The organism is Streptococcus sp. HMSC061D10 (genome assembly GCF_001808865.1).
Classification (GTDB): domain Bacteria; phylum Bacillota; class Bacilli; order Lactobacillales; family Streptococcaceae; genus Streptococcus.
Genome location: NZ_KV795029.1, coordinates 1 through 23,553 on the forward strand (window position 1 = coordinate 1; position 23,553 = coordinate 23,553).

A 23,553-nucleotide genomic window follows, 5' to 3' on the forward strand; every position below is an offset into this window, starting at 1 on the left:
TAATTGTCTAACTTTTTGGGGTCAGTACAATTTTTCCCGACCTCTTTTTGTTTAAGGATGTTTATCTTTCTTTGAATTGCTCATGATTCGAATGAATAAATCTTTGTATTTATATTTTAAATAGGTTTCGTGTAAATACAATAAAGCCACGTAGACAATCATGAAAATGGCAGTTAGGTAGAACAAATCAAATGTTGTTTGAGCGTAATGAGTAGCTGCCCCATAAGAAACGAAAGCATCTAAAATCACCCAAGGAAGATACTTGTAATATTTGCTTAACATAAGCTTACACCTCCAATATCCTATTTCAATTTTATTATAGCCCTTCAAGAAAAAAATGCAAGCGATTACACGTATAAAATATAGTATTCTCATAGGAAAAATTTTCCTGTTTTTTTAAATTCTTTACGAATAAAAGATATAGGAGGGATAAGGAAATAAATGTACTAAAAAATAATTCTAAAAAATTTTAGATAAATAGTTGACAGATTCAAAAACAAATATTACAATAATGTTACAAAAGTATTTCTTAACATTTCAAAAATGTTACAAAAGGAGCATAAAATGAAAAATAAAACTTCTATCAAATTAATGGCTGCAACTGTACTCGCTTCAACATTACTATTGGGGGCTTGTGGCAATAAGAAAGAGAATACTGCAAGTGATAGTTCTAGCAAGACAACACAAGCATCTTCTAGTTCTAAGGCAAGTTCTTCAAGTAAAGAGAACAAGACTCAGAAGTCCTCAAGTTCAGCTTCAACAGAAAAAGCTAAATCATCATCTTCTGATCAGTCAACGACTACTGCTAACCAATCGCAAGCAACACCAGCACCAGAAACAAAACAAAGTCAAGAACCTTCTGCTAAGCAAACCCCTTCTCAAGCCCCATCCAATCAACAAGGAACACAAGCAAAATCGAATCAGTCAGCTTATGATCCAGCAACTGATCGCAAACTCCAAGACAAGCAAGCAGAGCACAACAAACGTTATAAAGGTGTCTTGACTATGGTAGACAAAGATTTTTCGGCTGCGGCTGGAAATTGGAAGGGTGCGAATGGTGAAACGATCACTGTTTCATCAGCTGGTCAATTTACAGTAGAATCTGCTGATGGCAAGAAAGAAAACTACTCTATCCAAAGCTATTCTTATACCCTTGATGATGGGAAATACAATGCTGAAGTAGGTGGTGGAAAAGTCATCCAAATTACAACAGGTGCAGATGGTACTGTTTCAAGTGTTATTTTGATTAAGCCATAGACTTCAGTACAGAAATAATTTGTTTAAAAATAGTTCAGTTGATGAGTACCTACAGCATTTGAAGTTGATAAGACGTCATAAATGAACTCCAGAGATGAGACTAACTTAGGAGTATATGTAATCATGTCTACCTGAACTGACCATTTTTCACTTAGTTTCTCCGAGAGAAGTGGTATAATGAAAAAATCAAAGGGAAACGAGTGATGAATCAATGACGGATAAATTAATTTTACCTCAAAACACACGGCTCATGGGAGTGTTTCTTGGCTTTATCGGTGGTTCTTTGGATGTATTCTGTCACATCCAGTACCATAGTTTGGTGGCAACACAGACAGGGAATATCCTCCTACTGATATCAGATTGGCACGATTCACATGTCATCAATACCATGTTGCGATTCTGCTCGATTATATTCTTTTCCCTAGGCTTTCTTTTTGCCTTACACATGAAAGAATATCGTAAAACAGCCTATTGGCGGGTTAAGATGCTGCTTCCCTTATTTATCGGGACTCTTGTTCTGCCCTTCTTTTCCCGCTTTCCTCTATTAGAAGTTCCTTTTATTGCTTTTGGAACTGGAATGATGCTGCTAACATTTACGGGTAGTTTGATTGAAGATCATCCTTATGTCATTTTTATGACGTCTGGAAATTACCGAAAAATGTTGACTGCTTTGTATCGCATCGTTAGAGGAGAAGGAGATGTTCAAGAATATCGTCGACAAGCCTTGAACTATGGTATTGTTGTAGGTAGTTTCGTAGTGGGGGCCATTAGCTTGGCTGTATCTATGCATTTTTTCCATGAATGGTCTATTTGGATTGTCAGCTTTAATTTGTTGTTGATTATGGCATACTATATTGCTAGAGTGAAGCAGCTAGATTTGCAAGATGAAAATATATAAAAATTGGCAAATCTCAAATTGAGATTTGCCAATTTTTATACGTTTATGCTTTTTCTAACTGTAAGAGAGCTTCAATTTCTGCAAGTGTGCTTGCCTGTGAGATAGCTCCACGGAGTTTAGCGGCGCCAGATGTTCCACGGAGATAGTGAGGAGCGAGGCCACGGAATTCACGGACCGCAACCTTTTCTCCCTTGAGATCAATCAAGCGTTTTAAGTGTTCATAGGCAATTTTCATCTTGTCTTCAAAGGTTAAATCAGGCAGGATTTCTCCAGTTTCAAAGTAATGATTGATTTGATTGAAGAGGTAAGGATTTCCCATGGCTGCGCGTCCGATCATAACGGCGTCGGCACCGACTTCTTCGATACGCTGTTTGGCTTCTTGAACCGTACGGATGTCTCCGTTAGCGATAAATGGAATCTTGGTTAGAGCTTGTGCAACCTTATGAAGAGTCTCAAGGTCAGCGTGCCCAGTGTACATCTGTTCACGTGTACGTCCATGCATAGCGAGGGCAGAGACACCTGCAGCTTCGGCAGCTAGAGCATTCTCAACTGCCAGGGATGGGTCAGACCAGCCTGTACGCATTTTGACAGTAAGGGGGATATCAAGGACAGATTGAACTTTGTTAATGATAGAGTAAATCTTATCTGGGTCCTTGAGCCACATAGCCCCAGCTTCGTTTTTTACGATTTTATTAACTGGGCAACCCATGTTGATATCAACGATATCGGTCTTGGTGTTTTCTTGAATGAATTCTGCTGCGCGTGCTAGGCTGTCTTCATCGCTACCAAAAAGTTGGATAGAGACTGGGTTTTCGCCTTCATCGATATGAAGCATGTGAAGAGTTTTTTCGTTGTTGTATTGGATTCCCTTGTCAGAGACCATTTCCATGACAACGAGTCCAGCTCCAAGCTCTTTTGCAATGGTACGGAAGGCAGAGTTGGTTACTCCCGCCATGGGTGCTAAAACGGTACGATTGGGAATCTCAACATTGCCAATCATAAAAGGTGTATTAAGATTTGTCACGAATGAGTTCCTCCAGGTCGTTTTCATCAAAGTTGTAAGTAGTTTGGCAGAATTGACAAGTGATTTCCGCCCCGTGGTCTTCGTCCTTCATTTCCTGCAAGTCTGAGCTTGGAAGACTAGAAAGAGCCTTCATAAAACGTTCTTTGCTACAGTCACATTGGAAACGAATTTCTTCTTCAGACAGACGTTTGTATGGTTCGTCTCCGTAGATAGCCTTGAGAAGGGCTTCGATATGGTCATCGCTTTCTAGAAGAGTCGAAATAGCTGGCATCTCTTGGATACGTTTTTCAAAGCGAGCAATCTCTTCTTCCTTGGCTCCTGGCAAAACTTGAACGAGGAAACCACCAGCGACTTTGACCTTGTCGTCTTCATCCAAAAGGACATTGAGGCCGACTGCAGAAGGGGTCTGCTGACTTTCTGTTAGGTAGAAAGCTAGATCTTCACCGATTTCTCCCGAGATGAGGGGAGTCATAGAGTTGTAAGGATTTCCAGTACCGTAGTCTGTGATAACCAGAAATTGGCCATTACCAACAAAAGGTCCAACTAGGACTTCACCAGTTGCAGTCTTTTTGATGTCAACACCAGGATTTTGAACATAGCCTTTGACGTTCCCCTTGGTATCAGCGACCGTGATAATGGCACCTAGAGAGCTAGTTCCCAGCACCTTAACTGTTAGTTTGGTATTTCCTTTTTCATTGGCTGCGAGAATCTGGCTAGCGATAAGGGTACGGCCGAGTGCCACAGTTGAGCTAGCTTGGGTTTGATGTTTTTCTTGAGCAGTGCGGACGGTTTCAGTGCTGTCTAGAACAAAAGCACGAAAAGATCCACTTTCTGATATTGTTTTTATAATTTTATCCATAGCTACTATTTTAGCATAAAAATGCCCAAAGGGGGAGTGGGGTGCCTACTATCGTTTTAAAGTGATTTATTTATATCAGTAAAATTATGAAGAAAAAACTAAAATAGGCTAAAATGTACTCTTTAAAAATGGTAAACAGTTGAAAATAAAGAGACTAAAGTGGTAAAATGGGAACAAGAAAAAATAGTAAATGTATATTTGCATAAAATTATTGAAAATTTACAAAAAGAAGTTAATTATGGATAAAAAGAAACCAATCTATGTTTTTTTAGGACAAACTGTCCTGTATTTTATTGTTCTACTTGGTTTGCTTTACTTTTTTAGTTACCTAGGACAAAGTCAGGGAAGCTTTATTTACAATGAATTTTAGTTTAAAGGAGAAGAATCATCGTGTCTAATAAGCCGATAAAAGATATGATTGAAACCATTGAGCATTATGCTCAAAAGCAGCCTAATTTTCCGGTCTACAATGTCCTTGGAGAAGAGCATACCTATGGCCAATTGAAGGCTGATTCAGATAGCTTAGCAGCCCATATTGACCAAATGGGACTTCCTGAAAAGTCACCTGTTGTGGTCTTTGGTGGTCAGGAGTATGAAATGTTGGCTACCTTTGTAGCTCTGACTAAGTCAGGTCATGCCTATATTCCAATCGATAGCCATTCGGCCTTGGAACGAGTTTCAGCTATATTGGAGGTTGCCGAACCAAGCTTGATCATTGCTATTTCAGAGTTTCCAATCGAAACCCCAGCTGTTCCAACCTTGTCCTTGGAGCAGGTGCATGAAGCCTATGCAGCTCAAAAAGCTTATGAATTGCAGCATCCGGTCAAGGGGGATGATAACTACTACATCATCTTTACATCAGGAACAACTGGAAAACCAAAAGGGGTGCAAATTTCGCATGCTAATTTGCTCAGCTTTACCAACTGGATGATTACGGACAAGGAATTTGCGACGCCAGAGCGTCCACAAATGTTGGCGCAACCACCGTATTCCTTTGACTTGTCTGTCATGTATTGGGCACCGACCTTGGCTCTTGGAGGAACGCTTTTTGCCCTCCCATCAGCCCTTACTCAAGACTTTAAGCAACTCTTTACGACCATTTTTTCACTTCCGATTGCTATCTGGACTTCAACGCCATCTTTTGCAGATATGGCCATGCTGTCTGAAGATTTCAATGCTGAAAAGATGCCAGGGATTACCCATTTCTACTTTGATGGAGAAGAGTTGACAGTTAAAACTGCTCAAAAATTGCGCGAGCGTTTCCCAAATGCACGTATCATCAATGCTTATGGGCCAACGGAAGCGACGGTGGCTTTGTCAGCAGTTGCTGTTACAGATGAAATGTTGGCAACCTTGAAACGTCTTCCGATTGGTTACACCAAATCTGATTCACCAACCTTTATCGTTGATGAAGAAGGTAATAAATTACCAAATGGGGAACAAGGGGAAATCATCGTATCTGGACCTGCTGTTTCAAAAGGCTATATGAATAATCCTGAAAAAACAGCTGAATCTTTCTTCGAATTTGAAGGTTTGCCAGCCTACCACACTGGAGATGTTGGAACTATGACAGATGAAGGTCTTCTTCTTTACGGTGGACGGATGGACTTCCAGATCAAGTTTAATGGCTATCGCATTGAACTAGAGGATGTCTCTCAAAACTTGAACAAATCCAAGTACGTTGAATCTGCTGTTGCAGTTCCACGTTACAACAAGGATCACAAGGTCCAAAACCTCTTAGCCTATGTTATCTTAAAAGATGGCATCAAAGAACAATTTGAGCGCGACATTGATATCACGAAAGCTATCAAGGAAGACTTGGAAGATATTATGATGTCTTACATGATGCCATCTAAGTTTCTTTACAGAGAGGAATTGCCATTGACTCCAAATGGCAAGATTGACATCAAAGGATTGATTAACGAGGTGAATAATAGATGATGGATTTCCTGAAACAGCTGCCTCATATTGAGCCGTATGGGAATCCGCAGTACTTTTTGTACGTGATTACTGCTACCTTGCCAATCTTTATCGGTCTTTTTTTCAAAAAACGCTTTGCTTGGTATGAAATACTGGTTAGTCTGTTCTTTATCGTTACCATGTTGACGGGTGGCAAGACCAATCAATTGGCTGCCTTAGGGATCTATCTAATCTGGCAAATCTTGTTGGTTCTTTTTTACAAGCAGTATCGAAAAGGTCGAGACGGTAAATGGACTTTCTATCTAGTAAGTCTATTATCATTGCTTCCCATCATCTTTGTCAAGGTGCAACCAGCTATTAATGGCACACAGTCTCTACTAGGATTTGTAGGAATCTCCTATTTAACCTTTCGTTCGGTAGGAATCATTATCGAACTTAGAGATGGAGTCATAAAGGATTTGAAAATGTGGGAATATTTGCGTTTTCTTCTCTTTATGCCGACTTTCTCAAGTGGTCCCATTGATCGTTTCAAACGTTTTAATGAAAATTATCAGACGATTCCAGAACGCGATGAATTGATGGATATGCTAGCTGAGTCCGTTCGGTATATCATGTGGGGATTTCTGTATAAATTTATCCTAGCTCATATTTTAGGCGAGATTTTATTACCACCGCTAAAGAATTTAGCTTTACAAACAGGTGGCGTCTTTAACTATTATGTAGTGGCCATCATGTACACATTTGGTTTGGAGCTCTTCTTTGACTTTGCAGGTTACTCTATGTTTGCTATAGCTATTTCAAATCTGATGGGAATTCGTAGTCCGATTAACTTCAACAAACCTTTCTTGTCAAGAGATTTGAAAGAGTTTTGGAATCGCTGGCACATGAGTTTATCCTTCTGGTTTCGTGACTTTGTCTTTATGCGCATGGTCATGGTGATGACGAGAAAGAAGCTTTTTAAGAGTCGAAATGTGACTTCAAGTGTCGCCTATATCTTGAACATGCTCCTTATGGGGTTCTGGCATGGGATAACATGGTTTTATATCGTTTATGGGCTCTTTCATGGGTTAGGTTTAGTGATTAATGATGCTTGGGTTCGAAAGAAAAAAACGCTCAATAAAGAACGTAAGAAAGCAGGGCAAGCTCCCTTGCCTGAGAATCGCTGGGTTCAGTTGCTTGGCATGGTTATAACCTTCCATGTCGTGATGATTTCATTCTTAATCTTCTCTGGATTTTTGAATGATTTATGGTTTAAAAAATAAAAGGAATTAAAAAATGGATATCAAATCAGAAGTTATTGAAATTATTGATGAATTGTTTATGGAAGATGTTTCTGACATGATGGATGAGGATCTTTTTGATGCGGGTGTCTTGGACAGTATGGGAACAGTTGAATTGATCGTGGAAATCGAAAATCGCTTTGATATTCGTGTCCCAGTTACAGAATTTGGTCGTGATGACTGGAATACGGCTAACAAAATCATAGCAGGAATTACGGAGCTAAAGAATGCTTAAACGCCTGTGGCTAATCTTCGGGCCTATCTTTGTAGCGGGATTATTGGTTTTTCTTCTTATCTGTTTCTATCCAAGTAGCCCAAGTCATAATCTCATGGAGGAAAAATACTCTGCGGCTTCTGTTAGTACAGAGAGCTTTAAGGAGAGAAGCCAAAAAGTGAGAGCTCTAACAGACCCTAATATGCGTTTTGTCCCTTTCTTTGGGTCAAGTGAATGGGTTCGTTTTGATAGTATGCATCCGGCAGTACTAGCTGAAAAATATGACCGTTCTTATCGACCTTACTTTATGGGGCAGGCAGGAGCAGCCACCCTCAGCCAGTATTTTGGGATACAACAAATCACATCCGAGCTTGAAAAAAAGCAAGCGGTATTTGTAATCTCTCCACAGTGGTTTACAAAGGAAGATCAAGATTCGGTTACTTTTCAAACCTATTTTAACAATGATCAATTGACGGCCTTTTTAGAGAATCAATCTGGGGATGTAGCCTCTCAATATGCGGCTAATAGACTCTTAAAGCAAAATCCAAGAGTTCCGATGAAGAGGATTGTTGAGAAGCTGGCCAAAGGAGAAAAATTATCAGAGTTCGACCAAAGTATGATTAATATTTCGTCGCAAATAAATGAGAAACAGTCAGCTATTTTTGGTCAATTCTCGATTCGAGGTCGATTAAAGTACAAAGATCATGTTGAGAAATATTTGAGCAGTCTCCCGGAACAATTTTCTTATGAAGAATTGGAAAATATTGCGCGTAAGGATGCAGAAGAAAACACGACTAATAATGATTTGGGAATGGAGAACCACTTTTATAATACTCAACTAAAGAAGGATTTGAAAAAGTGGGAAGGGTATCAAAAAAATTACAACTTCCTCCAGTCAAGGGAATACAATGATTTGCAGTTAGTGCTCGATCAATTTGCCAAATCTAAGGTCAATGTACTCTTTGTCTTTCAACCTGTCAATAAAAAATGGATGGACTATACAGGTTTGAGTGAGGAAATGTATCAACACTCTGTCGAAAAAATTCGTTACCAGTTGGAGAGTCAAGGTTTCACCAATATTGCTGATTTTTCAAAAAACGGTGATGAACCTTATTTTGTCAAGGATACGATTCATATTGGTTGGTTGGGCTGGTTGGCGTTTGATAAGGTTGTAAATCCTTTTTTGAGCAATCCAACAACCGAACTTAATTACCAAATGAATGATCGTTTCTTTAGTCAAGATTGGGCGGATTACGATGGTAACATCAAAGATTTTCAATAATAATATAGAAAAGAGTTTGAGCTTTTTGTTCAGACTTTTTTTATGAAATGTCGGATAGGTTACCTTCAAAAAGGTTAAAAGTTTTAAAATGATGCTAAATAGCGTATAATGGTAGAAGAAAGAAGAGAAAGGGATTTCAATATGAATAAACGTTTTTTGTTGCCTGTCCTATCGACAGCCCTATTAGCTCCAGCCTTTTTAGCTGGACAAGTCTATGCTGAAGAAAGTACTAGTACTTCAGAAGCTACAGAAGTTGTGAGCACTGCAGAAGCACCAGTAGTGGCAGCGACTCCTGAGGTTGTTACAAGTCCAGCAACACCAGCTGAAGAGGTTGCACCTCAAAAAGAAGAAGCAGATACTGTTATCTTGCATACCAATGACGTGCATGGTCGTATCATAGAAGAAAAAGGAGTAATTGGAGATGCCAAGCTCGCGACAGTTATTGAGAAGGAGCGAGAAAAGGGCAACCAAACGACTCTAGTAGTGGATGCAGGTGATGCCTTCCAAGGTCTGCCGATTTCAAACTCTACAAAGGGTGAAGCTCGTGCCAAAATCCTAAACGAGATGGGCTACGATGCTATGGCTGTAGGAAATCATGAGTTTGACTTTGGACTTGACGAAGCTAAAAAATACAAAGAAATCTTGAACTTTCCACTGCTCAGCTCGAATACTTATGTAAATGGAGCTCGTCTATTTGAAGCAGCAACAATTGTTGATAAGAACAAGGATGTTGAAGGTGATGAGTTTGTCGTCATCGGTGTGACAACACCTGAAACAGCTACTAAGACCCACCCTAAAAATGTTAAAGGCGTAACCTTTACAGAACCTATTGCAGAGGTCAACAAGGTTATCGAAGAAATTCAAGCTAAAGCCTTGGCAGAAGGCAAAGACTACAAACACTATGTTGTTCTCGCTCACTTGGGAGTTGATACAACAACACCTGTAGAATGGCGTGGTTCAACACTTGCAGAAGCACTTTCAAAAAATCCTTTGTTGAAAGGTAAGCGTGTTACAGTGATTGATGGTCACTCTCATACAGTAGAATCTACTACCTATGGAGACAATGTGACATACAACCAGACAGGAAGCTATCTCCATAATGTCGGAAAAATCACTTACAAATCTCGACAATTATTAGGTAATCCTTCACTCATTGCAGCTGCTGATGCTAAGAAATTGGAAGCCAATCCAAAAATTGAAAAACTTGTCAAGGACATCAAACAAAAGTATGACGCTGAAAATGCTGTAGAAGTTGTTTCAAATAGCCCAGTTGAATTGAACGGTGACCGTGAAAATGTCCGTGTCCGCGAAACCAACCTTGGAAATGTCGTCGCGGATTCTCTCTACCAGTATGGTCAAACAGGCTTCAGTCATCCAACAGATATCGCTGTGACAAATGGTGGTGGCTTGCGTGAAACGATTGCCAAGGGTAAACCAATTACAAAAGGAAATGTCATTGCGGTTTTACCATTTGGAAACACAATCTCACAAATCCAAGTAACTGGTCAGCAAGTTTTTGACATGTTTGAAAAATCACTAGGATCTATCTTGCAGGTGGATAAGGCAGGAAAAACTGTCTTGGATGAAAATGGTCAACCATTGCTAGAACCAAGTGGTGGATTCTTACAGATTTCAGGAGCCAAGGTCTATTACGATACAAATCTAGCTGCAGGCAAACGTGTCTTGGCTATTCAAGTTAAGAATCGTGCGACTGGTCTTTATGAAAAACTAGATTTGGAAAAAGTCTACTACCTAGCAACCAATGACTTCCTTGCAGCAGGTGGTGATGGTTATACCATGCTTGGTGGAGCTCGAGAAGAAGGCCCATCAATGGATGCTGCCTTTGAAGATTACCTTAAAACAGCTGATTTGACTCAGTATGAAAAGGTAAATCCAAACTCACGCACGATTTCTGTGGATTCAAAAACATTTAAACTGCCAGAAGAGCAAGGTCCAGCTAAACCAGGAAAAGATTCAGCAACAGATCCGGCTAAACCAGAAAAAGATCCAGCAATAATTCCTACTCAGCCAGGAAAAAATCAGGGAACAACTCCGGCTAAATCAGGAAATGATGCAACTAAGCCAGGAAAAACTCAAGAGACAACTCCAGCTAAAACTGAGAAGGACTCAGCAACAAAAACAACTCCATCAGGAAAAAATCAGGGAACAACTCCTGCCCAAACATCTACTGTAAAAGTTGATTATAAGGTTGCAGATAAATTTGTCAATAAGACAGTCGTATCAGAAAAAATACTTCCGAATACAGGTAGTGAACAATCTATTTTCATGATGCTATTGGGTATGATTCTTGGAGCGACAGCCCTCTGGACTAGCCGCAAACAAGAAAAATAATTCTAAAGGATGAAAACATCTCAGGTGTTTTCATCTTTTTTCTTGACTCCTTGCTTGGATGTGATATACTTAACTAGTAAAGGAATGGTGTGATACTCAATAAAAATCAAAGAGCAAACTAGGAAGCGAGACGCAGGCTGTACTTGAGTACGGCAAGGTGAAGCTGACGTGGTTTGAATTTGATTTTCGAAGAGTATAAAAACCTTGTATTTATAGAAATTCCGTTCTGAGAAAGGAGCAAATCATGAGACAGTTGGCAAAAGATATCGATCAATTTTTAAATGAGATTATTTTAAAAGCTGAAAATCAGCATGAAATTTTGATTGGCCATTGCACGAGTGATGTGGCCTTGACCAATACCCAGGAGCATATTCTCATGCTTTTATCAGAGGAGTTGCTAACCAACTCTGAGTTGGCGCGTCGTCTCAATATCAGTCAAGCTGCCGTTACCAAGGCTATCAAATCCTTGGTCAAGGAGGGGATGTTGGAGACATCTAAGGATCCCAAGGATGCTCGCGTTATCTTCTATCAATTGACAGACTTGGCACGACCAATTGCTGAGGAACACCACCATCATCATGAGCATACCCTCTCTACTTATGAGCAGGTTGCCACTCAGTTCACACCAAACGAACAAAAAATTATCCAGCGGTTTTTAACTGCTTTAGTAGGAGAAATCAAGTAATGAGATACATCACAGTAGAGGATTTGTCCTTCTATTATGACAAGGAACCTGTTCTTGAGCATATCAATTACAGTGTTGATAGTGGGGAATTTGTCACACTGACAGGAGAAAATGGAGCAGCTAAGACGACTCTTATCAAAGCTAGTCTAGGTATTTTACAACCGAGAATTGGGAAAGTAACCATCTCAAAGACAAATATTCATGGGAAAAAATTAAGAATTGCCTATCTTCCTCAGCAAATTGCTAGTTTCAATGCAGGGTTTCCAAGTACTGTTTATGAATTTGTCAAATCAGGTCGCTACCCAAGAAAGGGCTGGTTCCGTCGTTTGAATGCCCATGATGAGGAACATATCAAGGCTAGTTTAAACTCTGTTGGTATGTGGGAACATCGGGATAAACGCATTGGCTCCCTCTCTGGCGGGCAAAAGCAAAGGGCTGTTATCGCACGTATGTTTGCTTCAGATCCTGATATCTTTATCTTGGATGAGCCGACGACAGGGATGGATGCGGGAACTAAGGATGAGTTTTATGAGCTCATGCACCATAGTGCCCACCATCATGGCAAGGCTGTTTTGATGATTACTCACGATCCTGAAGAAGTTAAGGATTACGCAGATCGTAATATCCACCTTGTTCGTGACCAAGATTCGCCATGGCGTTGTTTCAATGTCCATGAAAATGATCAGGAGGTGGAACATGCTTAATCTATTGTCTTATGATTTTATGCAGCGAGCCTTTTTGGCAGTTATTGCCATGAGTCTCTTTTCACCGGTTCTGGGGACCTTCCTTATCTTGCGTCGCCAGAGTCTTATGAGTGATACACTGAGTCACGTCTCCCTTTCAGGTGTTGCCTTTGGCTTGGTTTTGGGGATTTCTCCGACCATCTCAACCATTGTGATTGTCTTGATTGCAGCGGTCTTCCTTGAATACCTACGCACGGTTTATAAAAGCTTTATGGAGATTGGGACAGCCATTCTCATGTCTACAGGACTTGCAGTTTCACTTATTGTTATGAGTAAAGGTAAGAGCTCTAGTTCTATGAGTCTGGACCAATACCTGTTTGGTTCTATCGTGACTATTAGTCAAGAGCAGGTAATTGGGCTCTTTGTCATTGCAGCGGTTGTTTTAATCCTGACCTTCCTCTTTCTAAGACCCATGTACATCTTAACTTTTGACGAGGACACAGCTTTTGTAGATGGTTTACCTGTACGTACCATGTCTATCCTCTTTAACATGGTGACGGGTGTGGCTATTGCTCTTATGATTCCAGCTGCAGGGGCACTTTTGGTATCAACCATCATGGTTTTGCCAGCTAGTATTGCTTTGCGTTTAGGGAAGAACTTTAGTTCGGTGATGATTCTTGCTAGCGCCATTGGCTTTCTGGGCATGGTTGCGGGACTCTATATTTCCTATTATGCAGAGACACCACCGAGTGCAAGTATCACCCTTATCTTTGTAGTTGTCTTTTTATTAGTCAGCTTACTCAAACGTTTTATCAAATAGGAGAAAAAAATGAAAAAACTAGGCCTACTTTTTGCAAGTCTTGTGACGGTATTCTTAGTGGCTTGTTCCAATCAAAAACAGGCAGACGGGAAATTAAACATCGTTACAACTTTCTACCCTGTCTACGAATTTACCAAGCAAGTAGCAGGCGATACAGCCAATGTCGAGCTCTTGATTGGGGCAGGGACAGAACCACATGATTATGAACCATCTCCTAAGGCAGTCGCTAAGATCCAAGACGCCGACGCCTTTGTGTATGAGAACGAAAACATGGAAACTTGGGTTCCCAAATTGTTAGATTCCCTAGATGCGAAAAAAGTAAAAACAATCAAGGCGACTGGAGATATGTTGCTTCTTCCAGGAAGTGAAGAAGAGGAGGACCATGACCATGGTGAAGAAGGTCATCATCACGAGTATGATCCTCACGTCTGGTTGTCTCCTGCGCGTGCCATTAAGCTTGTAGAGCACATCCGTGACAGTTTATCAGCTGACTATCCTGATAAAAAAGCAACCTTTGAGCAAAATGCAGCTGCCTATATCGAGAAATTGCAAGCTCTGGACAAGGCCTATACTGAAGGACTTTCTAGTGCAAAACAAAAGAGTTTTGTGACTCAACATGCAGCCTTCCGTTATCTTGCCTTGGACTACGGACTCAATCAAGTCTCTATCTCAGGACTTTCACCAGATGCGGAACCCTCAGCAAGCCGCTTGGCAGAATTGACCGAATATATCAAGAAGAATAAGATCTCTTATATCTACTTTGAAGAAAATGCCTCACAAGCTCTAGCGAATACTCTTTCAAAAGAAACAGGAGTTAAGTTAGACGTTCTAAATCCTCTGGAAAGCTTGACCGAAGAGGATATGAAGGACGGCGAGAACTATATCTCTATCATGGAGAAAAATCTCAAGGCCCTCAAGCAAACAACTGACCAGGCAGGGGCAGAAATTGAGCCAGAAAAAGCCGAGGAAACTAAAACGGTTCAAAATGGTTACTTTGAGGATGCAGATGTTAAGGATCGCACCTTGAGTGACTATACTGGTAACTGGCAGTCTGTTTATCCTTTCCTTGAAAATGGTACTCTAGACCAAGTCTTTGATTACAAGTCTAAGTTGACTGGCAAGATGACCAAGGATGAGTATAAAGCTTACTATCAAAAAGGTTATCAAACAGATGTGACCAAGATTAACATTACGGATAACACCATGGAATTTATCCAAGGCGACCAAAGTAAGAAATATACTTACAAGTATGTTGGCAAGAAAATCTTGACTTATAAGAAAGGCAATCGAGGTGTTCGCTACCTCTTTGAAGCGACAGATGCGGACGCTGGACAATTTAAGTATGTTCAGTTTAGCGACCACAATATCGCCCCAGTTAAGGCAGAGCATTTCCATATCTTCTTTGGAGGTACTAGCCAAGAAGCCCTCTTTGAAGAGATGGACAACTGGCCAACCTATTATCCAGATAACTTATCTGGTCAGGAAATTGCCCAAGAAATGTTGGCTCATTAAGATACGAATCACATGATAAAAGCGGACAGGAAAGTTTTCTGGTTATCAGAATCCTCTCTTGTCCGCTTTTTTGAGTTTTGTAAGTTGAAGAGCCATTGTCCCTATTTATGTGCTTATAAATTTATTCAGTTTCAAGCTTACTTTATTTGTCAAAGCCTTGTAAAGCTTTTTCGCGTTCTTCTACTTGTCCCTTGGCATCTAGTTTGTTACCACCGTAAACTGCCGTTTCCCATGATCCATACATTGGATTTGGGAAGATGATGAATTTTTCACCAAATTCTTTTTGCAATTCTTCAAGTTGTTTGTCACGATCAGCTTCAGAAGTTTTAGAAAAATCTGCAAAGTCTACAAGGTTATCACCAAATAGTAACACAAGATTTGTTTTTTCTTGAACAGCTTGGCGACGACCTTCTTTAGATTTTACACCACTCTCTAGGAACATGAGATGGTCACGTCCCTGTACAGGGATACCTTCGTTTTCTAGATTTTTAATGGTAGCATCTACTTGGTCAACTGAGCGGTCAGAAATATAGTAGATTTGGACACCATTTTGATCGGCAAACTGAAGAAAATCTTTAGCACCTGGGACGGCTTTAGCTGCAGCTTTTTGGACCCAAACATCCCAATTTTCAGGTGTGAATGCTGTTCCATCTTTGACATTTTGAACTTGGTAAGGACTGTTGTCTAAGACTGTTTCATCCAAGTCCAAAACAATCGAATAAGGCTTGTCTGATTCTGTTTTCAGTAATTCCTTTAGACGATCTGTAGCAACATTATAGCCTTGTAGATACAAAGCTTTTGTTTCAGCTGCTTTTTGATACCAGAGAGTTGACATGGTATTTTCTCTAGACCGTAACTGGTCGTAAGTCATTGTAATCTGATTGTCAGATGAGTTATTAGCGGATGTTTGTGTTTCTGTGGATTTTGTAGCGCAGCTGGTCAATAAGATGACAGATGCAAGTGCAGAAACGACTGTAACAGTGGTTTTAGCTGTTTTCATAAAATGTCTCCTGTCTATTAATTTCAATAACAGTATAGCATGGGGAAATAGTTAAGGCAAGCGTTTTCCTAAATATGGACTTGGTTTTTCAAAGAAAGATACTGATAATTAACGGATTTACGGAAGAGAAAAATCTTTAAAAGACCTTGAAAAATCTAGCTAAATAGGGTATAATATAAATAATCATTTGTCGTAGGTTTTGTCTGAAATATTGTCCGGACAAGGCTCACAGCAGTTAAATCTCCTGAAAAAGTCGGATTTAGCTGCTCTTTTTGTGCTTTTTTTCAGGTTTTTCGATCTTTGTAACAAAGATTTAAAGATTCTGAAAATTAGTCGAGGGGGATAAGTTGATAGGGTTTTTAGAACCCTCTAACGATATTTACTAGCTTAGATCACTAAGCTTGGAACTTTATTTAAAAAGGAGAATCATCTTGGCAGGACATGACGTTCAATACGGGAAACATCGTACCCGTCGTAGTTTTTCAAGAATCAAAGAAGTTCTTGACTTACCAAATTTGATTGAAATTCAAACTGATTCATTCAAAGATTTCCTAGACCATGGTCTGAAGGAAGTGTTTGAAGATGTATTGCCAATTTCAAACTTCACAGACACAATGGAGTTGGAATTTGTTGGCTACGAAATCAAAGAACCTAAATATACGCTTGAAGAAGCTCGTATCCATGATGCCAGCTACTCAGCACCTATCTTTGTAACCTTCCGCTTGATTAACAAAGAAACTGGCGAAATTAAAACCCAGGAAGTATTCTTTGGTGATTTCCCAATCATGACTGAGATGGGGACTTTCATCATCAACGGTGGTGAACGAATCATCGTATCACAGTTGGTACGTTCTCCAGGTGTTTACTTTAATGACAAGGTAGACAAAAATGGTAAAGTGGGCTACGGTTCAACTGTTATCCCTAACCGTGGAGCTTGGTTGGAACTTGAAAGCGACTCAAAAGATATTGCCTATACTCGTATCGACCGTACTCGTAAAATTCCATTTACGACCTTAGTTCGTGCGCTTGGTTTCTCAGGCGATGATGAAATCTTTGATATCTTTGGTGACAGCGATCTTGTTCGTAACACTGTTGAAAAAGATATTCATAAGAACCCAATGGACTCTCGTACAGACGAAGCTTTGAAGGAAATCTACGAACGCCTTCGTCCAGGTGAGCCTAAGACTGCTGAAAGCTCACGTAGCTTACTTGTAGCTCGTTTCTTTGACCCACGTCGTTATGACTTGGCTGCAGTTGGTCGTTACAAGATCAATAAAAAACTCAATGTTAAAACACGTTTGCTCAACCAAACTATTGCTGAACCATTGGTAGATCCTGAAACTGGAGAAATCTTGGTAGAAGCTGGTACAATCATGACTCGTAGTGTGATTGAAAGCATTGAAAGCCATTTGGATGGCGACTTGAACAAGATTGTCTACATTCCAAATGATGCTGCTGTAGTAACAGAGCCAGTTGTTCTTCAAAAATTCAAGGTTGTTGCACCAACTGATCCAGACCGTGTTGTAACAATCATCGGTAATGCAAATCCAGATGATAAGGTTCGCACTATCACTCCGGCAGATATCCTTGCTGAAATGAGCTACTTCCTTAATTTGGCTGAAGGCATCGGTCGTATCGATGATATCGACCACCTCGGGAATCGTCGTATCCGTGCCGTCGGTGAATTGCTTGCCAACCAAGTGCGTCTTGGACTTTCACGTATGGAACGTAACGTTCGTGAACGTATGTCTGTTCAAGATAACGAAGTACTAACACCACAACAAATTATCAATATCCGTCCAGTAACTGCAGCTATCAAAGAATTCTTTGGTTCTTCTCAATTGTCACAGTTCATGGACCAACACAACCCACTTTCTGAGTTGTCACACAAACGTCGTTTGTCTGCCTTAGGACCTGGTGGTTTGACACGTGACCGCGCTGGATATGAAGTGCGTGACGTGCACTACACTCACTATGGTCGTATGTGTCCGATTGAAACACCTGAAGGGCCAAACATCGGTTTGATCAACAACTTGTCTTCATACGGGCACCTCAACAAGTATGGTTTCATTCAAACACCATATCGTAAGGTTGACCGTGCAACTGGAAAAGTAACCAACGAAATCGTTTGGTTGACAGCCGATGAAGAAGATGAGTTCACAGTAGCACAGGCTAACTCTAAATTGAACGCAGATGGCACTTTTGCTGAAAAAGTTGTCATGGGACGTCACCAAGGGGTTAACCAAGAATATCCAGCGTCAAGTGTTGATTACATGGATGTTTCTCCTAAGCAGGTAGTTGCCGTTGCGACAGCATGTATTCCTTTCTTGGAAAACGACGACTCCAACCGTGCCCTCATGGGTGCCAACATGCAACGTCAGGCTGTGCCATTGATTGATCCCAAAGCACCTTACGTGGGTACTGGTATGGAATACCAAGCAGCTCATGATTCAGGAGCTGCAGTTATTGCACAACATGGTGGTAAGGTTACCTATGCAGATGCTGACAAGGTAGAAGTTCGTCGTGAAGATGGCTCGTTGGATGTTTACCACATCCAAAAATTCCGTCGTTCAAACTCAGGTACTGCCTACAACCAACGTACTCTCGTAAAAGTTGGCGATATCGTTGAAAAAGGTGATTTCATTGCTGATGGACCTTCTATGGAAAATGGAGAAATGGCACTTGGACAAAACCCAATCGTTGCCTACATGACTTGGGAAGGTTACAACTTCGAGGATGCCGTTATCATGAGCGAACGCTTGGTTAAAGATGATGTGTATACATCTGTCCACCTTGAAGAATACGAATCAGAAACACGCGATACAAAGCTTGGGCCTGAAGAAATCACTCGTGAAATTCCAAACGTTGGTGAAGATGCCCTTAAAGACCTTGACGAAATGGGTATTATCCGTATCGGTGCTGAGGTTAAAGAAGGGGATATCCTTGTAGGTAAAGTAACACCTAAGGGTGAAAAAGACCTTTCAGCTGAAGAACGTCTCTTGCACGCTATTTTCGGAGACAAATCTCGTGAAGTTCGCGATACTTCACTTCGCGTACCCCACGGTGCCGATGGTGTTGTTCGTGATGTTAAGATCTTTACACGTGCAAATGGTGATGAATTACAATCAGGTGTTAATATGCTGGTTCGTGTTTACATCGCTCAAAAACGTAAGATTAAGGTCGGAGACAAGATGGCCGGACGTCACGGAAACAAAGGGGTTGTCTCTCGTATCGTTCCTGTAGAAGATATGCCTTACCTTCCAGATGGAACTCCAGTCGATATCATGTTGAACCCACTTGGGGTGCCATCACGTATGAATATTGGTCAGGTTATGGAACTTCACCTTGGTATGGCAGCTCGTACCCTTGGTATTCACATCGCAACACCAGTCTTTGACGGAGCAAGTTCTGATGATCTTTGGTCAACTGTTAAAGAAGCAGGTATGGATAGCGATGCCAAGACCATCCTTTACGATGGACGTACTGGTGAACCATTTGATAACCGTGTGTCAGTTGGTGTCATGTACATGATCAAACTCCACCACATGGTTGATGATAAATTGCACGCTCGTTCAGTCGGACCATACTCAACAGTTACGCAACAACCACTCGGAGGTAAGGCTCAGTTTGGTGGACAACGTTTCGGTGAGATGGAGGTTTGGGCGCTTGAAGCCTACGGTGCCTCAAATGTCCTTCAAGAAATCTTGACTTACAAGTCTGACGACATCAACGGACGTTTGAAAGCCTATGAAGCTATTACAAAAGGAAAACCAATTCCAAAACCAGGTGTTCCAGAATCCTTCCGAGTTCTTGTTAAAGAATTGCAATCACTTGGTCTTGACATGCGTGTTCTTGACGAAGATGATCAAGAAGTTGAACTTCGTGATCTTGACGAGGGCATGGACGAAGATGTCATCCACGTAGATGACCTTGAAAAAGCACGTAAAAAAGCTGCTGAAGAAGCAAAAGCTGCTTTTGAAGCTGAAGAAGGTGCAAAAGCGGAAGCAACAGAAGAAGCTACTGAACAAGAATAAGTAGCTCACTTAGAATAGAAAGGGAAGAAATAGTGGTTGACGTAAATCGTTTTAAAAGTATGCAAATCACACTAGCTTCTCCAAGTAAAGTCCGTTCATGGTCTTATGGAGAAGTCAAAAAACCTGAAACAATCAATTACCGTACGTTGAAACCAGAACGTGAAGGACTATTTGACGAAGTCATCTTTGGTCCTACAAAAGACTGGGAATGTGCTTGTGGTAAGTACAAACGCATTCGTTATAGAGGGATTGTTTGTGACCGTTGTGGTGTTGAAGTAACGCGTACAAAAGTTCGTCGTGAACGTATGGGACACATCGAGTTGAAAGCTCCTGTATCTCATATCTGGTATTTCAAGGGGATTCCAAGCCGTATGGGCTTGACCCTTGATATGAGCCCTCGTGCCCTCGAGGAAGTTATCTACTTTGCAGCTTATGTGGTCATTGATCCAAAGGATACACCACTTGAGCACAAGTCTATCATGACAGAGCGTGAATACCGTGAGCGCTTGCGTGAATATGGCTACGGTTCATTCGTTGCTAAAATGGGTGCCGAAGCTATCCAAGACCTCTTGAAACAAGTAGATCTTGAAAAAGAAATTGCTGAACTTAAAGAAGAATTGAAAACAGCAACTGGACAAAAACGTATCAAAGCCATCCGTCGTTTGGATGTTTTGGATGCATTTTACAAGTCTGGAAATAAACCTGAATGGATGATTCTCAACATCCTTCCAGTTATTCCACCAGATCTTCGTCCAATGTTGCAGTTGGATGGTGGCCGTTTTGCCTCATCTGACTTGAACGACCTCTACCGTCGTGTTATTAACCGTAATAACCGTCTAGCTCGTTTGCTGGAGTTGAATGCACCAGGTATCATCGTTCAAAATGAGAAGCGTATGCTTCAAGAAGCGGTTGACGCTTTGATTGACAATGGTCGTCGTGGTCGTCCGATCACAGGACCAGGTAGCCGTCCACTTAAATCATTGAGCCACATGCTCAAAGGTAAACAAGGACGCTTCCGTCAAAACTTGCTCGGTAAACGTGTTGACTTCTCAGGACGTTCTGTTATCGCCGTTGGTCCAACTCTTAAGATGTACCAGTGTGGTGTGCCACGTGAAATGGCGATCGAGCTCTTCAAACCTTTCGTCATGCGTGAAATCGTAGCTCGTGATATTGTGCAAAACGTTAAAGCGGCTAAACGTTTGGTAGAACGTGGAGATGAGCGTATCTGGGATATCCTCGAAGAAGTGATCAAAGAACACCCAGTACTTCTTAACCGCGCACCGACCCTTCACCGTTTGGGGATCCAAGCCTTTGAACCTGTCTTGATTGATGGTAAGGCCCTTCGCTTGCACCCACTTGTCTGTGAAGCCTACAATGCCGACTTTGACGGGGACCAAATGGCCATCCACGTACCGCTTTCAGAAGAAGCTCAAGCCGAAGCACGTATCTTGATGTTGGCTGCTGAGCACATCTTGAATCCAAAAGATGGTAAACCAGTTGTTACTCCATCTCAGGACATGGTATTGGGTAACTACTACTTGACCATGGAAGAAGCTGGCCGTGAAGGTGAAGGAATGGTCTTCAAAGACCGTGATGAAGCTGTTATGGCCTACCGCAATGGTTATGTTCACCTCCACTCACGTGTTGGTATCGCAACAGACAGCCTCAACAAACCTTGGACAGAAGAGCAAAAACATAAAGTCTTGCTTACAACTGTTGGTAAGATCCTCTTCAACGATATCATGCCAGAAGGCCTACCTTACTTGCAAGAGCCAAACAATGCCAACTTGACAGAAGGCGTTCCGGATAAATACTTCTTGCCACTGGGTGGAGATATCAAGGAAGCGATTAGCAAACTTGAATTGAACCCTCCATTTAAGAAGAAAAACCTTGGAAATATCATCGCTGAAATCTTCAAACGTTTCCGTACGACAGAAACTTCTGCCCTACTTGACCGTATGAAGAACCTCGGTTACCACCACTCAACGCTTGCAGGATTGACAGTGGGTATTGCCGATATTCCAGTTGTTGAAGACAAGGCTCAAATCATCGAAGAATCACACAAACGTGTAGAACAAATCACCAAACAGTTCCGTCGTGGTATGATCACAGACGATGAACGCTACAATGCTGTTACAGCTGAATGGCGTGCTGCTCGTGAAAAATTGGAGAAACGTTTGGTTGCCAACCAAGATCCTAAGAACCCTATCGTTATGATGATGGACTCTGGAGCCCGTGGTAACATCTCAAACTTCTCACAGCTTGCCGGTATGCGTGGTCTGATGGCTGCTCCGAACGGACGTATCATGGAATTGCCAATCCTTTCAAACTTCCGCGAAGGTTTGTCAGTACTCGAAATGTTCTTCTCAACTCACGGTGCCCGTAAAGGTATGACCGATACGGCTCTTAAGACAGCCGACTCAGGTTACTTGACTCGTCGTTTGGTTGACGTTGCCCAAGACGTTATCATCCGTGAGGATGACTGTGGAACTGACCGTGGACTCTTGATCCGTTCTATTACTGAAGGTAAAGAGATGATTGAGTCTCTTGAAGAACGTCTCAATGGTCGTTACACTAAGAAAACTGTTAAACACCCAGAAACTGGTGCAGTTATCATCGGTCCAAATGAATTGATCACAGAAGACAAGGCGCGTGAAATCGTCAATGCTGGTGTTGAAGAAGTGACTATCCGCTCTGTATTTACATGTAACACTCGTCATGGTGTCTGCCGTCACTGTTATGGTATCAACTTGGCGACTGGTGATGCGGTTGAAGTTGGTGAAGCAGTTGGTACAATCGCTGCTCAATCTATCGGGGAACCTGGTACACAGCTTACAATGCGTACCTTCCACACGGGTGGGGTTGCCTCAAATACCGATATCACTCAGGGTCTTCCTCGTGTCCAAGAAATCTTTGAAGCCCGCAATCCTAAAGGGGAAGCGGTTATCACAGAGGTCAAAGGACAAGTTACTGCTATCGAAGAAGATGCTTCAACTCGTACTAAGAAAGTCTTCGTTAAGGGTGAAACTGGAGAAGGCGAATACGTGGTACCATTTACAGCTCGTATGCGTGTTGAAGTTGGGGACCAAGTCTCTCGTGGTGCAGCATTGACAGAAGGTTCAATCCAACCAAAACGTCTCCTTGCTGTACGTGATGTCTTATCAGTTGAAACTTACCTACTCGGTGAAGTACAAAAAGTTTACCGTAGCCAAGGGGTAGAAATCGGTGACAAACACATCGAGGTAATGGTTCGTCAAATGATCCGTAAAGTTCGTGTTATGGATCCAGGAGACACAGATCTTCTCATGGGAACTCTTATGGACATCAACGACTTTACAGATGCTAATAAGGATGTTCTTATCGCAGGTGGAGTGCCAGCGACTGGTCGTCCAGTCCTTATGGGAATCACCAAAGCCTCACTTGAAACAAATAGTTTCTTGTCAGCAGCTTCCTTCCAGGAAACAACTCGTGTCCTTACAGACGCAGCTATCCGTGGTAAGAAAGACCATCTCCTTGGTCTTAAGGAAAATGTTATCATCGGTAAGATTATCCCAGCTGGTACAGGTATGGCACGTTACCGTAACCTTGAACCACAAGCAGTCAACGAAGAGTCTTACCTAGCAGCTTCACAAGAAGAAGCTCCAGTTGATACGACTGTAGAAGAAGTTGTTGAAACTGTTGAAGTAAGCGAATAAGTAGGTGTTACTTAAGGTCTGATATAAAAAGGACTTTA

Annotated in this window: 18 protein-coding genes; 14 read left to right on the plus strand and 4 right to left on the minus strand. The window is 41.4% G+C overall.

Annotation, left to right across the window (positions count from 1 at the left end; all coding sequences use genetic code 11):
• Positions 1 to 51: 51 nt before the first annotated feature.
• Positions 52 to 282, minus strand: coding sequence for a hypothetical protein (locus tag HMPREF2728_RS09355; RefSeq protein WP_049549587.1), 231 nt, complete (start codon positions 280 to 282; stop codon positions 52 to 54).
• A 282-nt stretch (positions 283 to 564) separates the two neighbouring features.
• Between HMPREF2728_RS09355 and HMPREF2728_RS09360 the strand changes: the two genes are divergently transcribed.
• A complete protein-coding gene (locus HMPREF2728_RS09360; RefSeq protein ID WP_075227751.1) occupies positions 565 to 1,257 on the plus strand; it encodes a hypothetical protein in 693 nt (230 codons plus the stop codon).
• 211 nt (positions 1,258 to 1,468) lie between these two features.
• Entirely contained in the window at positions 1,469 to 2,155 is a 687-nt protein-coding gene (locus HMPREF2728_RS09365; protein ID WP_075227752.1) for a YoaK family protein, read from the plus strand.
• Between the two features lie 43 nt (positions 2,156 to 2,198).
• On the opposite strand, the gene dusB is transcribed toward HMPREF2728_RS09365, so the two are convergent.
• Both dusB and hslO read right to left on the minus strand, forming a co-directional pair.
• The gene (gene dusB / locus HMPREF2728_RS09370) at positions 2,199 to 3,179 is read right to left on the minus strand and encodes a tRNA dihydrouridine synthase DusB (protein ID WP_049503091.1); all 981 of its coding nucleotides are present in this window, start codon (positions 3,177 to 3,179) and stop codon (positions 2,199 to 2,201) included.
• Complete coding sequence (hslO, locus tag HMPREF2728_RS09375) at positions 3,166 to 4,038, minus strand: Hsp33 family molecular chaperone HslO (RefSeq protein WP_060956266.1); 873 nt, start codon at positions 4,036 to 4,038, stop codon at positions 3,166 to 3,168. The genes dusB and hslO overlap by 14 nt, the downstream gene beginning before the upstream one ends.
• A gap of 238 nt (positions 4,039 to 4,276) precedes the next feature.
• Between hslO and HMPREF2728_RS09380 the strand changes: the two genes are divergently transcribed.
• The 10 genes from HMPREF2728_RS09380 (at position 4,277) to HMPREF2728_RS09425 (ending at position 14,786) form a co-directional block, all read left to right on the plus strand.
• Complete coding sequence (locus HMPREF2728_RS09380) at positions 4,277 to 4,408, plus strand: teichoic acid D-Ala incorporation-associated protein DltX (RefSeq protein ID WP_000358457.1); 132 nt, start codon at positions 4,277 to 4,279, stop codon at positions 4,406 to 4,408.
• Between the two features lie 20 nt (positions 4,409 to 4,428).
• Positions 4,429 to 5,979 (plus strand): D-alanine--poly(phosphoribitol) ligase subunit DltA, encoded by a 1,551-nt coding sequence (gene dltA, locus HMPREF2728_RS09385; protein ID WP_075227753.1) that lies wholly within the window; start codon positions 4,429 to 4,431, stop codon positions 5,977 to 5,979.
• Positions 5,976 to 7,220, plus strand: coding sequence for a D-alanyl-lipoteichoic acid biosynthesis protein DltB (dltB, locus tag HMPREF2728_RS09390; RefSeq protein WP_075227754.1), 1,245 nt, complete (start codon positions 5,976 to 5,978; stop codon positions 7,218 to 7,220). The genes dltA and dltB overlap by 4 nt, the downstream gene beginning before the upstream one ends.
• 13 nt (positions 7,221 to 7,233) lie before the next feature.
• Positions 7,234 to 7,473 carry a D-alanine--poly(phosphoribitol) ligase subunit DltC gene (gene dltC, locus HMPREF2728_RS09395; protein WP_075227755.1) on the plus strand — a complete coding sequence of 80 codons (240 nt, stop codon included), beginning with the start codon at positions 7,234 to 7,236 and terminating at the stop codon, positions 7,471 to 7,473.
• Positions 7,466 to 8,734, plus strand: a complete 1,269-nt coding sequence (gene dltD, locus HMPREF2728_RS09400; protein WP_075227756.1) for a D-alanyl-lipoteichoic acid biosynthesis protein DltD — start codon at positions 7,466 to 7,468, stop codon at positions 8,732 to 8,734. The genes dltC and dltD overlap by 8 nt, the downstream gene beginning before the upstream one ends.
• A gap of 141 nt (positions 8,735 to 8,875) precedes the next feature.
• A complete protein-coding gene (gene nt5e / locus HMPREF2728_RS09405) occupies positions 8,876 to 11,086 on the plus strand; it encodes a cell surface ecto-5'-nucleotidase Nt5e (protein WP_083280578.1) in 2,211 nt (736 codons plus the stop codon).
• A 244-nt stretch (positions 11,087 to 11,330) separates the two neighbouring features.
• Positions 11,331 to 11,771: a zinc-dependent transcriptional regulator AdcR gene (gene adcR, locus HMPREF2728_RS09410; protein WP_075227757.1), complete on the plus strand. Its 441-nt coding sequence runs from the start codon at positions 11,331 to 11,333 to the stop codon at positions 11,769 to 11,771.
• The gene (locus HMPREF2728_RS09415) at positions 11,771 to 12,475 is read left to right on the plus strand and encodes a metal ABC transporter ATP-binding protein (RefSeq protein ID WP_075227758.1); all 705 of its coding nucleotides are present in this window, start codon (positions 11,771 to 11,773) and stop codon (positions 12,473 to 12,475) included. The genes adcR and HMPREF2728_RS09415 overlap by 1 nt, the downstream gene beginning before the upstream one ends.
• Entirely contained in the window at positions 12,468 to 13,274 is an 807-nt protein-coding gene (locus HMPREF2728_RS09420) for a metal ABC transporter permease (protein WP_075227759.1), read from the plus strand. Before HMPREF2728_RS09415 ends, HMPREF2728_RS09420 begins: the two co-directional genes overlap by 8 nt.
• Before the next feature lie 9 nt (positions 13,275 to 13,283).
• Positions 13,284 to 14,786, plus strand: a complete 1,503-nt coding sequence (locus HMPREF2728_RS09425) for a zinc ABC transporter substrate-binding protein AdcA (RefSeq protein ID WP_075227760.1) — start codon at positions 13,284 to 13,286, stop codon at positions 14,784 to 14,786.
• A 142-nt stretch (positions 14,787 to 14,928) separates the two neighbouring features.
• On the opposite strand, the gene HMPREF2728_RS09430 is transcribed toward HMPREF2728_RS09425, so the two are convergent.
• Positions 14,929 to 15,786, minus strand: coding sequence for a 5'-nucleotidase, lipoprotein e(P4) family (locus HMPREF2728_RS09430; RefSeq protein ID WP_060956258.1), 858 nt, complete (start codon positions 15,784 to 15,786; stop codon positions 14,929 to 14,931).
• A 431-nt stretch (positions 15,787 to 16,217) separates the two neighbouring features.
• On the opposite strand from HMPREF2728_RS09430, the gene HMPREF2728_RS09435 reads away from it, so the two are divergent.
• Both HMPREF2728_RS09435 and rpoC read left to right on the plus strand, forming a co-directional pair.
• Positions 16,218 to 19,820: a DNA-directed RNA polymerase subunit beta gene (locus HMPREF2728_RS09435; RefSeq protein ID WP_075227761.1), complete on the plus strand. Its 3,603-nt coding sequence runs from the start codon at positions 16,218 to 16,220 to the stop codon at positions 19,818 to 19,820.
• A gap of 32 nt (positions 19,821 to 19,852) precedes the next feature.
• Positions 19,853 to 23,515, plus strand: a complete 3,663-nt coding sequence (gene rpoC / locus HMPREF2728_RS09440) for a DNA-directed RNA polymerase subunit beta' (protein WP_075227762.1) — start codon at positions 19,853 to 19,855, stop codon at positions 23,513 to 23,515.
• Positions 23,516 to 23,553: the final 38 nt, after the last annotated feature.

What these genes read in the sequence shown, in the direction of transcription:
- HMPREF2728_RS09365 (WP_075227752.1), top strand. Translation starts at nt 1,469, where the DNA reads ATGACGGATAAATTAATTTTACCTCAAAACACACGGCTCATGGGAGTG.
- nt5e (WP_083280578.1), top strand. Translation starts at nt 8,876, where the DNA reads ATGAATAAACGTTTTTTGTTGCCTGTCCTATCGACAGCCCTATTAGCT.
- dltC (WP_075227755.1), top strand. Translation starts at nt 7,234, where the DNA reads ATGGATATCAAATCAGAAGTTATTGAAATTATTGATGAATTGTTTATG.
- dltB (WP_075227754.1), top strand. Translation starts at nt 5,976, where the DNA reads ATGATGGATTTCCTGAAACAGCTGCCTCATATTGAGCCGTATGGGAAT.
- dltD (WP_075227756.1), top strand. Translation starts at nt 7,466, where the DNA reads ATGCTTAAACGCCTGTGGCTAATCTTCGGGCCTATCTTTGTAGCGGGA.
- HMPREF2728_RS09355 (WP_049549587.1), bottom strand. Translation starts at nt 282, where the DNA reads ATGTTAAGCAAATATTACAAGTATCTTCCTTGGGTGATTTTAGATGCT.
- HMPREF2728_RS09430 (WP_060956258.1), bottom strand. Translation starts at nt 15,786, where the DNA reads ATGAAAACAGCTAAAACCACTGTTACAGTCGTTTCTGCACTTGCATCT.
- HMPREF2728_RS09380 (WP_000358457.1), top strand. Translation starts at nt 4,277, where the DNA reads ATGGATAAAAAGAAACCAATCTATGTTTTTTTAGGACAAACTGTCCTG.
- HMPREF2728_RS09420 (WP_075227759.1), top strand. Translation starts at nt 12,468, where the DNA reads ATGCTTAATCTATTGTCTTATGATTTTATGCAGCGAGCCTTTTTGGCA.
- hslO (WP_060956266.1), bottom strand. Translation starts at nt 4,038, where the DNA reads ATGGATAAAATTATAAAAACAATATCAGAAAGTGGATCTTTTCGTGCT.
- adcR (WP_075227757.1), top strand. Translation starts at nt 11,331, where the DNA reads ATGAGACAGTTGGCAAAAGATATCGATCAATTTTTAAATGAGATTATT.
- HMPREF2728_RS09415 (WP_075227758.1), top strand. Translation starts at nt 11,771, where the DNA reads ATGAGATACATCACAGTAGAGGATTTGTCCTTCTATTATGACAAGGAA.
- HMPREF2728_RS09425 (WP_075227760.1), top strand. Translation starts at nt 13,284, where the DNA reads ATGAAAAAACTAGGCCTACTTTTTGCAAGTCTTGTGACGGTATTCTTA.
- HMPREF2728_RS09360 (WP_075227751.1), top strand. Translation starts at nt 565, where the DNA reads ATGAAAAATAAAACTTCTATCAAATTAATGGCTGCAACTGTACTCGCT.